14 protein-coding genes are annotated in these 15,343 nt (G+C 74.1%); 9 read left to right on the top strand and 5 right to left on the bottom strand.

Going from position 1 to position 15,343, the window contains the following annotated elements; translation table 11 throughout:
* Positions 1–60: 60 nt before the first annotated feature.
* Together ACZ5CZ_RS14145 and ACZ5CZ_RS14140 are read left to right on the top strand one after the other, a co-directional pair.
* Positions 61–1,188, top strand: coding sequence for an alpha/beta hydrolase (locus ACZ5CZ_RS14145; protein ID WP_385842127.1), 1,128 nt, complete (start codon positions 61–63; stop codon positions 1,186–1,188).
* Positions 1,189–1,285: 97 nt separating this feature from the next.
* Positions 1,286–2,581, top strand: a complete 1,296-nt coding sequence (locus tag ACZ5CZ_RS14140; RefSeq protein WP_468942557.1) for a hypothetical protein — start codon at positions 1,286–1,288, stop codon at positions 2,579–2,581.
* A 32-nt stretch (positions 2,582–2,613) separates the two neighbouring features.
* Here ACZ5CZ_RS14140 and ACZ5CZ_RS14135 read toward each other — a convergent pair whose 3' ends face one another.
* Both ACZ5CZ_RS14135 and ACZ5CZ_RS14130 read right to left on the bottom strand, forming a co-directional pair.
* The gene (locus ACZ5CZ_RS14135; protein WP_468942555.1) at positions 2,614–3,948 is read right to left on the bottom strand and encodes a PH domain-containing protein; all 1,335 of its coding nucleotides are present in this window, start codon (positions 3,946–3,948) and stop codon (positions 2,614–2,616) included.
* Entirely contained in the window at positions 3,945–4,448 is a 504-nt protein-coding gene (locus ACZ5CZ_RS14130) for a PH domain-containing protein (RefSeq protein ID WP_468942553.1), read from the bottom strand. Before ACZ5CZ_RS14130 ends, ACZ5CZ_RS14135 begins: the two co-directional genes overlap by 4 nt.
* Positions 4,449–4,479: 31 nt before the next feature.
* On the opposite strand from ACZ5CZ_RS14130, the gene ACZ5CZ_RS14125 reads away from it, so the two are divergent.
* Entirely contained in the window at positions 4,480–5,631 is a 1,152-nt protein-coding gene (locus tag ACZ5CZ_RS14125; protein ID WP_385842122.1) for an NADH-quinone oxidoreductase subunit D, read from the top strand.
* A 21-nt stretch (positions 5,632–5,652) separates the two neighbouring features.
* On the opposite strand, the gene ACZ5CZ_RS14120 is transcribed toward ACZ5CZ_RS14125, so the two are convergent.
* The gene (locus ACZ5CZ_RS14120; protein WP_468942548.1) at positions 5,653–6,684 is read right to left on the bottom strand and encodes an SAM-dependent methyltransferase; all 1,032 of its coding nucleotides are present in this window, start codon (positions 6,682–6,684) and stop codon (positions 5,653–5,655) included.
* 118 nt (positions 6,685–6,802) lie between these two features.
* Here ACZ5CZ_RS14120 and ACZ5CZ_RS14115 point away from each other — a divergent pair, with 118 nt between their 5' ends.
* Together ACZ5CZ_RS14115 and ACZ5CZ_RS14110 are read left to right on the top strand one after the other, a co-directional pair.
* On the top strand, positions 6,803–8,008 hold the full coding sequence (locus tag ACZ5CZ_RS14115) for a sensor histidine kinase (RefSeq protein WP_385842119.1): 1,206 nt from the start codon (positions 6,803–6,805) through the stop codon (positions 8,006–8,008).
* A 40-nt stretch (positions 8,009–8,048) separates the two neighbouring features.
* Entirely contained in the window at positions 8,049–8,720 is a 672-nt protein-coding gene (locus ACZ5CZ_RS14110) for a response regulator transcription factor (protein WP_385842118.1), read from the top strand.
* Between the two features lie 21 nt (positions 8,721–8,741).
* Here ACZ5CZ_RS14110 and ACZ5CZ_RS14105 read toward each other — a convergent pair whose 3' ends face one another.
* Positions 8,742–9,845 carry a DUF5937 family protein gene (locus ACZ5CZ_RS14105; protein WP_385842117.1) on the bottom strand — a complete coding sequence of 368 codons (1,104 nt, stop codon included), beginning with the start codon at positions 9,843–9,845 and terminating at the stop codon, positions 8,742–8,744.
* 183 nt (positions 9,846–10,028) lie between these two features.
* Here ACZ5CZ_RS14105 and ACZ5CZ_RS14100 point away from each other — a divergent pair, with 183 nt between their 5' ends.
* On the top strand, positions 10,029–10,256 hold the full coding sequence (locus ACZ5CZ_RS14100; protein WP_468942546.1) for a hypothetical protein: 228 nt from the start codon (positions 10,029–10,031) through the stop codon (positions 10,254–10,256).
* Between the two features lie 12 nt (positions 10,257–10,268).
* Here ACZ5CZ_RS14100 and ACZ5CZ_RS14095 read toward each other — a convergent pair whose 3' ends face one another.
* Entirely contained in the window at positions 10,269–11,474 is a 1,206-nt protein-coding gene (locus ACZ5CZ_RS14095) for a threonine aldolase family protein (protein ID WP_468942544.1), read from the bottom strand.
* A gap of 219 nt (positions 11,475–11,693) precedes the next feature.
* Here ACZ5CZ_RS14095 and ACZ5CZ_RS14090 point away from each other — a divergent pair, with 219 nt between their 5' ends.
* Genes ACZ5CZ_RS14090 through ACZ5CZ_RS14080 form a run of 3 tightly spaced genes read left to right on the top strand, consistent with a single transcriptional unit; the run spans position 11,694 to position 15,330 of the window.
* A complete protein-coding gene (locus tag ACZ5CZ_RS14090; protein ID WP_467544789.1) occupies positions 11,694–12,647 on the top strand; it encodes a Rossmann-like and DUF2520 domain-containing protein in 954 nt (317 codons plus the stop codon).
* Complete coding sequence (gene panC / locus ACZ5CZ_RS14085; RefSeq protein ID WP_468942542.1) at positions 12,644–13,636, top strand: pantoate--beta-alanine ligase; 993 nt, start codon at positions 12,644–12,646, stop codon at positions 13,634–13,636. The genes ACZ5CZ_RS14090 and panC overlap by 4 nt, the downstream gene beginning before the upstream one ends.
* On the top strand, positions 13,633–15,330 hold the full coding sequence (locus ACZ5CZ_RS14080) for an L-aspartate oxidase (protein WP_385842111.1): 1,698 nt from the start codon (positions 13,633–13,635) through the stop codon (positions 15,328–15,330). The genes panC and ACZ5CZ_RS14080 overlap by 4 nt, the downstream gene beginning before the upstream one ends.
* Positions 15,331–15,343: the final 13 nt, after the last annotated feature.

Genomic DNA, 15,343 nt, shown 5'->3' with positions numbered 1-15,343 from the left:
GGCAAGCCCGCGCGACGAGGCGCGGGCGGCAACGGGCGGAAAGCGCAGGCAGGAAGAGCCATGGGACTCACGAGCAACAACGTGCTGCTGCTGGCGGTTCTCTTCGCCATTGTGCTGTTCGTCGGCACGGTGTGGCGGTGGCCGCGGCTGGCCCGGCAGAGCTGGCGGACCGTCATCGGGCGTGTCGGCCTGCTCCTTGCCACCCAGCTGGCCCTCTTCGCCTGCCTGGGCCTCGCGGTCAACCAGGCCTTCGGCTTCTACGCGAGCTGGGGGGACCTGCTGGGCACGGAGACCGACCAGGGGGTGGTGGTCGACCACTCGGCCAACGGCAGCACCGGCGGTCCCGTCCAGGTGGTCTCCACGGCGTCCGTGCCGGGCCAGAGCGGCTCGCGCCCGGAGGCGGGCGGGGAGATCCAGAAGGTGGACATCGTCGGCCGCAAGAGCCACATCGTGACACCGGCGTACGTCTACCTGCCGCCGGAGTACTTCCAGCCCCAGTACCGCACGCGTACGTTCCCGGCGGCCGTGGTGCTGACCGGCTACCCGGGGACGGCCCAGGCGCTGGTGGACAAGCTGCGCTATCCGCACACCGCGCAGCAGCTGGCCAAGGACGGCAAGATGCAGCCGATGATCCTGGTGATGCTGCGGCCGACCGTGGCGCCGCCGCGGGACACCGAGTGCGTCGACGTCCCGGGCGGGCCGCAGACGGAAACGTTTTTTGCGAACGATCTTCCGGAGGCGGTGCTCGCCCACTACCGGGTCGGCAAGCGGCCCGGCAGCTGGGGTCTCATCGGCGACTCCACGGGCGGCTACTGCGCGCTCAAGATCGCCATGCACCACCCGGGCGTGTACGCGGCGGCCGCGGGCCTGTCGCCGTACTACAAGGCGCCGATCGACCCCACCACCGGTGACCTCTTCCACGGCGACAAGACCCTGGAGAGCCGTGCCAACCTGTTCTGGCTCCTCAAGCACGAGGCCGCGCCGGACACCTCGCTGCTCGTGACCAGCAGCAAGGTCGGCGAGCACAACTACAAGTCCACGCTGAAGTTCATAGAGCGGGTGCAGGCCACCCATCTGACCCGGATCTCGTCGATCATCCTCGACAGCGGCGGGCACAACTTCAACACCTGGCGGCGCGAGATCCCGGCGACGCTGCAATGGATGAGCAGCCGGCTCGCCGACCGCTGAGCCGCCGTACGGCTGACACGCTGTGAACCCCGCTGCGTGGCCGGGTTTTTACGGGGCGGGGGCCCGCGATTCGCCTACGCGCGGTAAGTTTCTGGCCATGCCACGTGGACGCCACCGCCATTCCCCTCCCCTGCACCGGCTGTTGCCTCCGTCGGCGATCGCCGGTGTCTCCATCGTCTGCGCGCTGGGTCCCTGGGTGGTCTCCGAGGCCGCGGCGGTGCGTGCGCTGGCCGCCGTCGCCGCGGTGACGGCCGTCACCGGCGCGTTCGTGATGCGCCGCTGGGACATCTACGCGGGCAAGCAGGTCGCCGACCTCACGCGCGCGCGTGCCGGTGACGAGTGGCGGTTCGAGGAGCGGGTCGCCGAGCTGGAGGCCGATCTCGAGGAGTCCCGCGAGCTGCGCGCGAAGCTGGAGCAGCGGCTGCGCGCCAAGCGTGCCGAGCTGGCGGGCCTGCGCAACGAGCACGCGGCCCTGCTGCGCCGGTACGCCACGGCGGAGACCGAGCGCGCGAGCGCCCTGGAGGGGCGCCGACGGCTGGAGATAGAGGCCGCGGTGCCCGCGCTGCCGCCCGCGCGGAGCAGCGAGAAGTCCGCCGGGACGGCCGCGGCAGAGGGTGCCGCCGCCGCGTCACAGCCGGAGTCGTACGCGGTGTTCTCGCCCGAGGGCTCCCGGCTCTACCTGCGGGCCCTGACGGCGCTGGCGCGCTTCGGGGGGCAGGAGAGCGCCGAGGCGGACGCCGGTGCGCCCGGCCCGGACGCCGACGCGCCGGACGAGGACGGCCCCGACGAGGACGGCCCGGCCGGGGACCGTCCGGCCGGGGACACGCCGGTCGAGGACGGCCCGGCGGCCAAGGAGGACGGTCCGGCCGCCCAAGGGGCCGCCAAAGGGGAACAGGCCGCCGCAGACATGACGCCGGCCGCTCCGCAGGAGCACTCCGCGGCGCAGGACGGCCACCCGCGCGTGACCGCTGCCGTCGCCCTCCCGGCGCTTCCCCCGGCCGAGCCCGCCGACGCTCCTGAGCCTGCCGACGACGCCGCTGCGCCTGCCGAGGGTGCCAAGTCCGCCGGGCAGGCGCCCGCCGGGCACCTCGCCGTGCCGACCGCGGTGGCCGTCGTACCGGCGACGCCCGCGCGGCGCCCGGTCGCCGAGGGCGGCTTCGACTTCTTCGGCACCCAGAAGAGCGCCCCGAAGGCGGCGCTGGACTCCGTGCAGAACGAGGACCTCGCCGACGTCGTCGGCCAGGAGGCGCTCGCCGTGCACAAGGCGGAGGCGGAGGCCGCCTACAAGGCGGCCGGACCGCAGTCGCCGGCCGTCGGCCAGGTCATCGACCTGACGGCGCACGACGAGACCGAGCAGATCGACGTCCAGAGGCTGCGCAGCGCGGCTTCCTGAGGCTCACCGGACCGTCCGGCAGCCCCCTGGTGTCATCCGGTCATCCAGCGGTCCGGGCGGGCGTCCCGGCGGCCGGTGCGGGACCGCTCCGCCTGCTCCCGCAGCAGGCGTACGGCGTCCTCCGCGTCCCGCAGGCGGGTGGTGACGGTCTTGTCGGCTCCGGTGTCCACATGGACGTCGGCGAGCCCCCACAGCCGCTCCCACGGCCCCTGGGTGAGCCGTACGCTCTGCACCTTGGCGTGCGGGACCAGCGCGAGCCGGCGGCGCAGCAGGCCGTGCCGGGCGGCGAACACCGTGCCGGAGACCGCGAGGCGATGCCCGCGCCACCACACCGGCACGCACCACCGGGCCCGCCGCGGCGGCCGCGACAGCTCCTGAGGCACCGTCACCCCGGGCAGTATGCGCGCGAGGACCGACTCGGCCGCGGCGCGCGGAGCGACCGGTATCAGCACCGAGTTCTTGGACCCGGCCACGTCCAGCTCCACCCGCACCCAGCCGGGCCCCCGCCACAGCAGCGGCTCCACGAGCCGCACGGTCTGCACCCGGCCGGGCGGCACGGTCTCGTGCGCACGGTCGAGCAGCCCGTGGTCGATGCGCAGCCCGTCCGGGGACTCGCTCACCGCCCAGTCGAACTCGGTGACGAACCGCCCCGCGCTGCTCGTGCCGGCCGCGCCGAACAGCGGCAGGGCGCTGGCGACGACGGTCCATAGGTTGTGGGTGGTGAGCCACAGCACGGTCGGGACGACGAGGGCGGCGCACAGCGTGCCCCAGGTGGCGCCCGTCAGCAGCAGGGAGAACACCAGCATCCGCGGGGGCACGCGCAGCAGCTCGTACGCCGGCGCCTCGCCGACCTCGCGCGCCGTCTCCGGTGCGAAGCCCGCCGCGCGCGCGAGCAGCTCCGCGCGCAGGGCGCGCGCCTCCCGCTCGCCCAGGAAGGCCAGCTCGTCCTTGCTTTCGGTGCCGACGACGTCGATCCGCAGCTTCGCCACGCCGGCCACGCGCGCGAGGAGCGGACGGGAGACGTCCACCGCCTGGATGCGTTCCAGCCGGATGTGCGCGGTGCGCCGGAACAGCAGTCCCGTGCGGATGCGCAGCTCGGTGTCGGTGACCGCGAAGTGGGTGAACCACCAGGACAGGAAGCCGTAGAGGCCGGCCACCGGCACCAGCACCGCGAACCCCAGCGCCAGCATGGTGCCCGTCAGCTGGGCCAGCTGCTCCTGGGCGCTGGTCGGGTCGTGCACGACCCAGCCCATGACGACGGCGACCGGCGCCCACGCCCGCCGGAACGGCGTGACCGGGTGCAGCCGGCGCTCGGCCGCCGGCACGCGCTCCTCCGCTATGCCCGCGCCGGGGTCCGGGGCCGTCACAGGCCCGCCGATCGGGCCTCGCCCAGCTCGGTGAGGCGGTCGCGCAGACGTTCCGCCTCGGCCGGGTCCAGGCCGGGGATGGTCGCGTCGGTGGCGGCGGCCGCGGTGTGCAGCTGCACGGTGGCCAGCCCGAAGCGCCGCTCCACCGGCCCGGAGGTGACCTCCACCAGCTGCATCCGGCCGTACGGCACCACGGTCTCCTCGCGCCACAGGACCCCGCGGCTGATCAGCAGGTCGTCGGCGCGCTCGGCGTACCGCCACGACCGCCAGTTGCGCTCCAGCAGCCGCCAGCACCACCCGGCGAACGCCGCCGGCAGCAGCGCCCAGGCCGCCCACCCGGGCCCCACCAGGAGGCCCAGCAGCAGCCCCGTGGCCAGGGCGAGCGCTCCCGTCCACACCACCAGCAGCAGTCGCCGTACGCGCAGCAGGCCCGGCGGCAGCCCCCGCCACAGCGGCTCGTCAGCGGCCGCCGCCCCCTCTTCCAGGCTCCCCGTTTCCATGGGCCAAGCGTACGTAAGGGAAACTGGGGCCATGACTCCTACGACGGAGACCACGGTCGGGATCGGTGGCGCGGCCGAGAGCACCGACATGGTGCTCAACATCGGCCCTCAGCACCCGTCCACGCACGGCGTGCTGCGGCTCAAGCTGGTGCTGGACGGGGAGCGCATCGTGCGCGCGGAACCGGTGATCGGCTATATGCACCGGGGCGCCGAGAAGCTCTTCGAGGCACGCGACTACCGGCAGATCATCATGCTCGCCAACCGCCACGACTGGCTGTCGGCGTTCTCGAACGAGCTGGGCGTGGTCCTCGCCGTGGAGCGGATGCTCGGCATGGAGGTGCCCGAGCGCGCGGTGTGGACGCGCACGCTGCTCGCCGAGCTGAACCGGGTGCTGAACCACCTGATGTTCCTCGGCTCCTATCCGCTGGAGCTCGGCGGGATCACGCCGATGTTCTACGCGTTCCGGGAGCGCGAGGTCCTCCAGAACGTGATGGAGGAGGTCTCCGGTGGGCGCATGCACTACATGTTCAACCGCGTCGGCGGCCTCAAGGAGGACCTGCCGGCCGGCTGGGCCACCCGCGCGCGCGGTGCCGTGGCCGCCGTGCGCTCGCGCATGGACGTCTTCGACGACCTGGTGCTCGGCAACGAGATCTTCCGGGGGCGCACGCGCGGGGTCGGGGCGCTCACGCCCGAGATCGTGCACGCCTATGGCGTGAGCGGGCCCATCGCGCGCGCCTCGGGCGTCGACTTCGACCTGCGCCGCGACGAGCCCTACCTGGCGTACGGCGACCTCCAGGACGTGCTGAAGGTCGTCACCCGCGACGAGGGCGACTGCCTGGCCCGCTTCGAGTGCCTGCTGGCGCAGACCCACAACGCGCTGGACCTCGCCGACGCCTGTCTGGACCGGCTCGCCGAGCTGCCGCCCGGGCCGATCAACCAGCGGCTGCCGAAGGTGCTGAAGGCGCCCGAGGGGCACACCTACGCGTGGACCGAGAACCCGCTCGGCATCAACGGCTACTACCTGGTCAGCAAGGGCGAGAAGACCCCGTACCGGCTGAAGCTGCGCTCGGCGTCCTACAACAACATCCAGGCGCTGACCGAGCTGCTGCCCGGCACGCTGGTGGCGGACATGGTGGCCATCCTGGGCTCGATGTTCTTCGTGGTCGGGGACATCGACAAGTAACCCGCACCGGCGGGGCCGGTCTCAGGCGAGCGGGTCCGTGATGCCGACCGGCTGGAGCAGCCAGCCGAAGTCGCCCAGGCCGCCCGCGGCGGTCAGCTCGGCGGCCTCGCCGGCGCTCGCGAGGGCGCGCACATAGGCCGCGGGGTCGGTGGAGGCCAGCGCGAGCGGGGGGCGTGCGCCGGTCAGGCCGAGGGCGTGCAGGGCGGCGCGCTGGGTGAGAAGGCGCGCGCCGGAGCGTGCACCGGCTCCGCGCGCCGTGGGTGCCGCCGCGCACGCGTCCAGCGCCACATGCGCCGTGATGTCGCACGACCCGTCCGGCACGGGAGCCGTCTCGCGCCCCTCCCGGAAGCCTGTGAGCGTGCCGAACGGGGGGCGCGTGTCCCGGGTGTGCGCGTAGTCCACGGCCACCGCGAGCCCGCGCACCACCCGGCGCACGGCCGCCGCCCACGCCTCGTCGCGAGGCAGGCCGATCTCCGCGCGGAGCCCCTCCTCGGCCGGCAGCGGCCACCAGCGGGCGAGCCAGTCCGCGTCCGGCCCGGTCACCGGCTCGCCGAGCCGTTCGGCGCCGTCGGCGGCGACCAGGACCCGCCGGGGCACGCCCGCGGAGTCCACCTCGGCGACGTCCACCGGCACGTTGTCCAGCCACTCGTTGGCGAACAGCAGCCCGGTCACGGCGGCCGGGGGCTCGCTCAGCCAGGCGATCCGCGCGTCCAGGCCGGGCGGGCGGTCGGCGATCTCCACCGCGTACCCGCGCGCGCGGGCCGCCACCTCGGCCGGCAGGGCGGCGAGCACCCCGGTGACCAGCTCGCCCCGGCCGGCTCCCAGATCGACGAAGTCCAGCACCGGGGGCCGCCCCAGCGCCTCGTCGACCCGGCACAGCAGCCGGGCCACGGCCTGCGCGAACAGCGCGGACGCGTGCACGGACGTACGGAAGTGGCCGGCCGGGCCCTCCGGGCGCCGGTAGAAGCCGCCGGGCCCGTACAGCGCCGCCTCGGCCGCCGACCGCCAGCCGTGTTCCGCGTGGAAGGCCTCCGCCCTCGTCTCCTCCGCCACGCGAACAGACTAGGCGCACGAATGATCACGCCCTCCACCTTGCGGAGTACGCGCACCGGCTGGGGATCGGCCCTCCGGTTGACCCCTGCACCCACCCGGTTTCCCTACTCTGGGTTACGTGCAGCGCCTCTATGACTTCCTCCGCCGCCACCCGACCTGGGTCGACAGCTTCTGGGCCGTCGTCCTGTTCGGGGTGTCCGGCGTGAGTGTGGTCGGCGCCAGCAGACAGCCCGACCACCACATGGAGGTGGCCGCCGGGCTGACGGTCTCCGCCGTGCTGTGCGTCGTCGTCATGCTGCGCCGCCGGTTCCCGGAGCCGATGCTGCTGCTCGCGCTCGCGACGGGGCTGGTCCAGCTGATCGCGGACATCGAGACGACGGCCGCCGACTTCGCCATGCTGGTGATCGTCTACACGGTGGCGGCGACCGGCGCGCGCTGGGCCTCCCGGCTTGCCCTGGGCGCGAGCCTGGTCGCGGCCACCCTGGCCCAGCTGCGCTGGCCGAACGAGCACGCCAGCTTCCTCGGCCATGTCGCGATCGTGGTCTTCCAGACGGTGCCCTTCGCGCTCGCCTGGGTGCTCGGCGACTCCATGCGCACCCGGCGCGCCTACTTCGCCCAGCTGGAGGAGCGCGCGGCCCGCCTGGAGAAGGAGCGCGAGGCACAGGCGAAGGTCGCGGTCGCCGCCGAGCGCGCCCGGATCGCGCGCGAGCTGCACGACGTCGTCGCGCACAACGTGTCCGTGATGGTGGTGCAGGCCGACGGCGCCGCCTATGTCCTGGACGCCGCCCCGGACCAGGCCCGCACCGCCCTGGAGACGATCTCCTCGACCGGCCGGCAGGCCCTCGCCGAGATGCGGCGCCTGCTCGGCGTGCTGCGCACCGGCGAGCACCAGGAGAGCGGGGAGTACGTCCCGCAGCCCGACGTCGAGCAGATCGACGAGCTGATCAAGCAGTGCCGCACCTCCGGTCTTCCCGTCGACTTCCGGGTCGAGGGCACGCCCCGCCCGCTGCCCAGCGGCGTGGAGCTGACCGCGTACCGGATCGTGCAGGAGGCGCTCACCAACACGCGCAAGCACGGCGGGCCGAACGCGGGCGCCAGCGTCCGGCTGGTCTACTTCGACGACGGACTCGGCCTGCTCGTGGAGGACGACGGCAAGGGCGCGCCGCACGAGCTGTACGAGGAGGGCGGCGCCGACGGGCAGGGGCACGGCCTGATCGGCATGCGCGAGCGGGTCGGCATGGTCGGGGGCACCCTGGACGCGGGCCCGCGCCCGGGCGGAGGATTCCGCATCAGCGCCCTGCTGCCGCTCAAACCGGCGCACTGATACCTCCGGCTCCGAACGAATTCCGAACGAAAGAGGCCCGATGACGATCCGTGTGATGCTCGTCGACGACCAGGTGCTGCTGCGCACCGGGTTCCGGATGGTGCTCGACGCCCAGCCGGACATGGAGGTCGTCGCGGAGGCGGGCGACGGTGTCGAGGCCCTCCAGGCGCTGCGCGCGACGGCCGTCGACGTCGTGCTGATGGATGTCCGCATGCCGAAGCTGGACGGCGTGGAGGCCACCCGGCGGATCTGTGCCGAGCCCGGCGCGCCGAAGGTGCTGATCCTGACCACGTTCGACCTGGACGAGTACGCCTTCTCGGGGCTGAAGGCGGGCGCCTCCGGCTTCATGCTCAAGGATGTGCCCCCCGGCGAGCTGCTGGCCGCGATCCGGGCCGTGCACAGCGGGGACGCGGTCGTGGCGCCCTCCACCACCCGGCGCCTGCTGGACCGCTTCGCGCCCATGCTGCCGTCCACCGGCAAGGAGCCCCGGCACAAGGAGCTGGAGCGGCTCACCGACCGGGAGCGCGAGGTGATGGTGCTGGTCGCGCAGGGCCTGTCCAACGGGGAGATCGCGGCCCGGCTGGTGCTGTCCGAGGCGACGGTGAAGACCCATGTGGGCCGCATCCTGACCAAGCTCGGGCTGCGCGACCGGGTGCAGGTGGTGGTGCTGGCGTACGAGACCGGGCTGGTGCGCGCGGGCAATCACGGCTGACCGGACCGCGGCGGTGCCCGGTCAGCGCAGGACGCCCTCGATGAAGTCGCTGCCCAGCCGGGCCACCGCGGGCAGGTCCAGCTGGTGGCGGACGTACCGGCCGTGCCGGCAGCTGGTGATGAGGCCGGCCTTCTTCAGCACCGCCAGGTGCCGGGATATCTCCGGGGCCGACAGGCCGTGCGCGTCGGCCAGTTCGCTGGTGCTGTGCGGGCCGCGCGCGAGGTCCCGGCACATCCGCAGCCGCGCCGGGTGGGCCAGCGCCTCCAGACGGCGGGTGAGCTGCTCCACGGTCGGCGCCCGGTGGCTCGGCGACCTGACGGGATAGCTGATCGCGGGCTGCCAGCCGTACCGGTGCAGGACCATCACATGGGGCCAGCCGAGGCTGGTCGGCATCAGGACCAGGCCGCCGTCGCCGGTGGCGGTGTGGCCCACCGTGAGCTTGTCGACCGAGACGAGCCCGGCCTCCTCGTCCAGCGAGACGGCGCCGGAGAGCGCGGCCAGTGCCTCGCCCAGCCCCTTGCGGCGCAGCAGTTCGGTCTTGTGCCGGGCGTCGGCGGCGAGCTGGGGCTGCACCCGCGCCCAGATGTCGGCGAAGAAGGCCTCCTCGCAGTCGAACATCAGCTGCCGGAACCACGCGCGCACGGCCGGCGGGTCCTCCAGCACCCGGCGGGCGAACCGCTCCTGGGTGGCACCGCGCGCGGCGGCCAGCTCCAGGGAACGGCGGCGCACCTCCGGGTCCTCGAGCGGGCCCTCCTCGCGGAGGTAGTAGCGGGGCTGGCAGGTGAACTCCAGCGCTGCGTTCACGAACTGTTCGTCCGTCAGCTTGTCCAGCAGGTCCAGATCCTCGGCGAGCGTGGCGCCCGGCAGCGCCCGACGGCCGGGGATGCCACCGAACGGGGCGAACACGTCGGAGAACGTCGTGCGCCACAGGAACTCCGCCTCGCACAGCCGGTCCGCCAGTCTCGGGTCCAGCCGGCTGGCAACGGCGGTCGCCCAGCCCTGGAGGTCGGGGTGGTGCCCGGGTTCGCTCAGTGCGTGCAGCGCCCTTCCCAGCTCCGCCAGCGGAGAGGGCACGACGGAGATCCGCTCGGCCGGCAGCCCGGTGATGTCGATGGTCACGCTCATGCCTCCATCGTGCACCGGCCCACTGACATCGCCCGGTGGATTGACGGCACCCGTCAATCCACGGGACATCGGCTGTGACCAGGCGCAACCTGATGACACCGGGGCAGCCGCGGAGCCCGAACCGGCACCGAGCGAATCGGTGGCCAGTCCATGTCCCGAGAGATTGCGAGAAGGCGATCCGTCATGAGCATCACCCAGCAGTACCTCCTGGACAGTTACCGTGCCCGGGTGATCGGCGAGCCCGATCCGCCCGCGCCCGGCCGCCACGACCTGGACGTCGTCCGCGAGCTGCGCGAGTACCGGCGCTTTCGCGCCGTCGTCGCCGAACGCCCGGCGCACGGACGGCTGCTACGCGCCCTGCGGCGCCGACTGCACGCCGCGCAACGCCTGTTGCGCCCGCGTGCGCTGTAGGTATCGGCACCGCTACACCGCGGGCAGCCGTACGGCGAACTCCGCGACGGCCGTGCGCACATCGTCGGCCGTCCACTCCAGGCCCGCCTCGCGCACGCTGACCTCGGTGAAGGCGAGACCCGGGCCGCCGCGGTCCCAGGGCCGGGCGAAGAGGTAGGTGCCCGTCTCCTCCGCCTGGCGCAGCGCCGCATCCATGAGCGCGTCCGGCTCGTACGGCAGCCAGACCTGGAACTCGTGGGTGTGCGGTTCCCCGGGGTGCACCCGCGCCCACGGCACGTCCGCCGCCGCGAATCCCTCGCGCAGCGCCGCGGCGACCACGCGCGCGTGGCGGACGTAGTCGGGGAGCCGGGGCAGCTCGCGGTCGAGCCCGGCGAGCGCCGACAGCACCGTCGGGAACTGCTGGAAGACCATGCCGCCGTACCGGTGCCGCCAGATCCTCGCCTCGTCGGTCAGGGTCTTCGGGCCGGCGAGCGCGGCGCCGCCGATGCCTTCGAGGGACTTGTAGAACGACACGTAGACGCTGTCCGCGAGGCCCGCGATCTCCGCGAGGGGGCGGCCGAAGCGGACGGTGGTCTCCCACAGGCGCGCGCCGTCGAAGTGCACCACCGCCTCCCGCTCCCGCGCCGCCTCGACCACCTCGGTCAGCTCCTCCCAGGTGGGCAGCACGTACCCCGCGTCCCTGAGGGGCAGTTCCAGCATCAGCGCGCCGAAGGGCTCCTCGACGTCCCGTACCTCGGCGGCCGTGGGCAGCCGGGGCTCGGCCGTCACCCGGACCGGACGCAGCCCGCTGACCGCGCTGAACGCGTGCCGTTCGTGCACCTCCGGGTGGGACAGGGCGTGCAGCGCGACCGCGGGGTTGCCGGTACGGCCCGCCCAGCAGCGCAAAGCCACCTGCTGCGCCATGGTGCCGGTCGGGAAGAACGCGGCGTCCTCCGTGCCCAGCAGGTCCGCGACCCGCCGCTCCAGGTCCGCCACGATCCCGGTGCCGTAGAAGTCCCCCGGCTGGTCCAGGTCGTACAGCTCGGGTGGGGCGTCCAGCAGGTCCGTGAGCCGTTCCCGCATCGTGCGCCGGGTGCCCTCACGCGCGAGGACCCGCTTCGCCGCCCGGAAGGCGGCCCGGCGGCGCTCCCGCATCTGCTCCTGCTCCTGCTCGGCCGGGCCGGGCTCCCCGGCCCCCTCCGCCTGCTGGTCCGCGCCCTGCTGTGCCGTATCGGTCATGCCCGGGATCATTCCGTCCCGCGCGCGGGCGGGCAGCCGAATTTCCGCCCGGGCCAGGGCGTGGCCGGTGGGATGGCGGAGGCGGCCGGAAAGCATCGTGGACGGCGTGGCGAAACCCACAGCCTGTGGACAACCGGCCGGCCCCGGAGCGGATAGCGTTAACATGACGAGAAATCGTCCGGTACCCAGAGCGGACTGGAACGGGAAGGCCTCCGTCGCGTGAGTACAGTCCATCAGCCAGACCTCAAGGACCGCCCCGCGCGGCTCACCGTCGGTGTCGTCGGCGCCGGCCGCGTGGGCCCCGCGCTGGCCGCGTCCCTCCAGCTCGCCGGGCACCGCCCGGTGGCCGTCTCCGGCGTCTCCGACGCCTCCCGGCGGCGGGCCGCGACCATGCTCCCCGACGTCCCGCTGGTGCCGCCCGCCGAGGTCCTCCACCGTGCCGACCTGGTGCTGCTCACCGTCCCCGACGACGTCCTGCCCGGCCTCGTCGGCGGGCTCGCCGAGACCGGTGCGGTACGGCCCGGACAGCTGCTCGTGCACACCTCCGGCCGGTACGGCACCAAGGTCCTCGACCCGGCCCTGCGCGCGGGCGCGCTGCCACTGGCCCTGCACCCGGCGATGACGTTCACCGGCACCCCGGTGGACGTCCAGCGCCTCGCCGGCTGCTCCTTCGGGGTCACCGCGCCCGAGGAGCTGCGGCTGGCCGCCCAGGCCCTGGTGATCGAGATGGGCGGCGAGCCCGAGTGGATCAGCGAGGAGAACCGCCCGCTCTACCACGCGGCCCTCGCGCTCGGCGCCAACCACCTGGTGACCCTGGTCGCCCAGTCCATGGAGCTGCTGCGGGCGGCCGGCGTCGAGGCCCCCGACCGGATGCTGGGCCCGCTGCTCGGGGCGGCCCTGGACAACGCGCTGCGCTCCGGCGACGCCGCCCTGACCGGCCCGGTCGCGCGCGGGGACGCGGGCACGGTCGCCGCGCACGTCACCGAGTTGCGCAGGCACGCCCCGCAGGCCGTGGCCGGCTATCTGGCGATGGCCCGCGCGACCGCCGACCGGGCGCTCGCGCACGGCCTGCTGAAGCCGGAACTCGCCGAGGACCTGCTCGGCGTGCTCGCCGAGGGATCCGGCGGCACCGGCACGAACGGCACGAACGGCACCGAGGGGAACGACCGATGACCACCGCCCTGCTGCGCACCGCCGACGAGCTGCACGCGCGCGTGCGCCGTGGCCGCCGTGCCGTCGTGATGACCATGGGCGCCCTGCACGAGGGCCACGCGACCCTGATCCGCTCCGCCCGGGAACTCGCCGGAGCGGACGGCGAGGTCGTCGTCACGGTCTTCGTCAACCCGTTGCAGTTCGGCGCGGGCGAGGACCTGGACCGCTACCCGCGCACCCTCGACGCCGACCTGAAGATCGCCGAGCAGGCGGGCGCCGACGTCGTGTTCGCGCCCTCCGTGGACGAGGTCTACCCGGGCGGCGAACCCCAGGTCCGGATCTCCGCCGGCCCCATGGGCACGCGGCTGGAGGGCGCCTCGCGGCCCGGGCACTTCGACGGCATGCTCACCGTCGTCGCCAAGCTGCTGCACCTCACCCGCCCCGACGCGGCCCTGTTCGGGCAGAAGGACGCCCAGCAGCTGGCCCTGATCCGGCGCATGGTGCGCGACCTGAACTTCGGCGTCGAGATCGTCGCCGTACCGACCGTGCGCGAGGAGGACGGGCTCGCCCTGTCCAGCCGCAACCGCTACCTGTCGCCCGCGGAGCGCCGTACCGCGCTCGCGCTGTCCCGCGCGCTGTTCGCGGGCCGGGACCGGCACGCCGCGCAGGAGGCGCTGCGCGCGCGGGCCCGCGAAGTGCCCTCCACGCACGCGCGTGCCGAGGCGCTGAGCGCCATAGGCGAGTCCCGCGCCGCCGCCGACGCGCACGCGGTCGCCACGGCGTCCCCCGCCAGCCCGGCGGCCGTCCGCGCGGCCGCCCGCCAGGTGCTGGACGACGCCGCCCGCCTCGACCCCCCGCTCGACCTGGACTACCTGGCCCTCGTCGACCCTTCCGACTTCACCGAGATCGGTGATGGTTTCACCGGCGAGGCCGTCCTCGCCGTCGCCGCCCGGGTCGGCACGACCCGGCTGATCGACAACCTCCCTCTCACCTTCGGAGCCGCCTCGTGACCAGCACAGGCATACGACTGCACGCGCCCGCACCCGGTTGGGCGATCTCTGCCGACGTGGTGGTCGTCGGCTCCGGAGTGGCCGGGCTGACCGCGGCCCTGCGCTGCGAGGCCGCGGGCCTCAGCACGGTCGTCGTCACCAAGGCCCGCCTGGACGACGGCTCCACGCGCTGGGCGCAGGGCGGCATCGCCGCCGCGCTCGGCGAGGGCGACACGCCCGAGGAGCACCTGGCGGACACCCTCGTGGCCGGCGCCGGCCTGTGCGACGAGGAGGCCGTGCGGACCCTCGTCACCGAGGGCCCGGACGCGGTACGGCGGCTCATCGACACCGGCGCGCACTTCGACGAGTCCTCCGAAGGCGAACTGGACCTCACCCGCGAGGGCGGCCACCACCGGCGCCGGATCGCGCACGCGGGCGGCGACGCCACCGGCGCGGAGGTCTCCCGGGCGCTCGTGGCGGCCGTACGCGCGCGCGGTCTGCGCACCATCGAGAACGCGCTCGTGCTGGACCTGCTCACCGACGACGAGGGCCGTACGGCCGGTGTGACGCTGCATGTGATGGGCGAGGGCCAGCACGACGGCGTGGGGGCCGTGCACGCGCCTGCGGTGGTGCTCGCGACCGGCGGCATGGGCCAGGTGTTCTCCGCGACCACCAACCCGTCCGTGTCCACCGGCGACGGGGTGGCGCTGGCGCTGCGCGCGGGCGCCGAGGTCAGCGACCTGGAGTTCGTGCAGTTCCACCCGACCGTGCTGTTCCTCGGCCCGGACGCCGAGGGCCAGCAGCCGCTCGTCTCCGAGGCGGTGCGCGGCGAGGGCGCCTACCTGATCGACGGCGACGGCGTGCGCTTCATGGTCGGCCAGCACGAGCTGGCGGAGCTGGCGCCGCGCGACATCGTCGCCAAGGGCATCCTGCGGCGGATGATGGAGCAGGACGCCGAGCACATGTACCTCGACGCCCGGCACTTCGGCGCCGACATGTGGGAGCACCGGTTCCCGACCATCCTGGCCGCCTGCCGGGCCAACGGCATCGACCCGATCACCGAGCCCATCCCGATCGCTCCGGCCGCCCACCACGCCTCCGGCGGCGTCCGCACCGACGCGCACGGCCGGACCACCGTGCCGGGCCTGTACGCGTGCGGCGAGGTCGCCTGCTCCGGCGTGCACGGCGCCAACCGGCTCGCCTCCAACAGCCTCCTCGAAGGCCTGGTCTACGCCGAGCGGATCGCGGACGACATCGCCGCCATGCACGCGGCCAACGGCCTGCACGCGCGCGTGCCCGCACCCGTCGAGCACCCCGACACCCCGGTGCACCCGCTGCTGGCCCCCGAGGCCCGGTTCGCCATCCAGCGGATCATGACCGAGGGCGCGGGCGTGCTGCGCTCCGAGGAAGGCCTCGCCCGGGCCGCCGAGCAGCTCCAGCGGCTGCACGACGAGGCCCGCGGCGCGCTCGCCGAGAACGGCAAGACCGCCGAGCCCGGCGTCGACACCTGGGAGGCCACCAACTTGCTGTGCGTGGGCCGCGCCCTGGTCACCGCCGCGCTGCTGCGCGAGGAGACCCGCGGCTGCCACTGGCGCGAGGACCGCCCCGAGCGGGACGACACGCTCTGGCGGCGCCACATCGTCGTACGGCTGAACCCCGACCGGTCGCTGGCCGTGCACACCACCGACACCGCAGACTTCCCCCCTGTCCGGTAACACCGGCGAACCA

It is taken from the genome of Streptomyces sp. NPDC031418 (assembly GCF_055581605.1).
Note: the sequence above shows the minus strand (reverse complement) of the source record. Positions and strands in the feature narration are given on the sequence as shown.

Excerpts from the sequence above, each read along its gene's own strand:
- ACZ5CZ_RS14140 (WP_468942557.1), top strand. The coding sequence starts at position 1,286 with ATGCCACGTGGACGCCACCGCCATTCCCCTCCCCTGCACCGGCTGTTG.
- ACZ5CZ_RS14110 (WP_385842118.1), top strand. The coding sequence starts at position 8,049 with ATGACGATCCGTGTGATGCTCGTCGACGACCAGGTGCTGCTGCGCACC.
- ACZ5CZ_RS14130 (WP_468942553.1), bottom strand. The coding sequence starts at position 4,448 with ATGGAAACGGGGAGCCTGGAAGAGGGGGCGGCGGCCGCTGACGAGCCG.
- ACZ5CZ_RS14105 (WP_385842117.1), bottom strand. The coding sequence starts at position 9,845 with ATGAGCGTGACCATCGACATCACCGGGCTGCCGGCCGAGCGGATCTCC.
- ACZ5CZ_RS14125 (WP_385842122.1), top strand. The coding sequence starts at position 4,480 with ATGACTCCTACGACGGAGACCACGGTCGGGATCGGTGGCGCGGCCGAG.
- ACZ5CZ_RS14095 (WP_468942544.1), bottom strand. The coding sequence starts at position 11,474 with ATGACCGATACGGCACAGCAGGGCGCGGACCAGCAGGCGGAGGGGGCC.
- ACZ5CZ_RS14145 (WP_385842127.1), top strand. The coding sequence starts at position 61 with ATGGGACTCACGAGCAACAACGTGCTGCTGCTGGCGGTTCTCTTCGCC.
- panC (WP_468942542.1), top strand. The coding sequence starts at position 12,644 with ATGACCACCGCCCTGCTGCGCACCGCCGACGAGCTGCACGCGCGCGTG.
- ACZ5CZ_RS14100 (WP_468942546.1), top strand. The coding sequence starts at position 10,029 with ATGAGCATCACCCAGCAGTACCTCCTGGACAGTTACCGTGCCCGGGTG.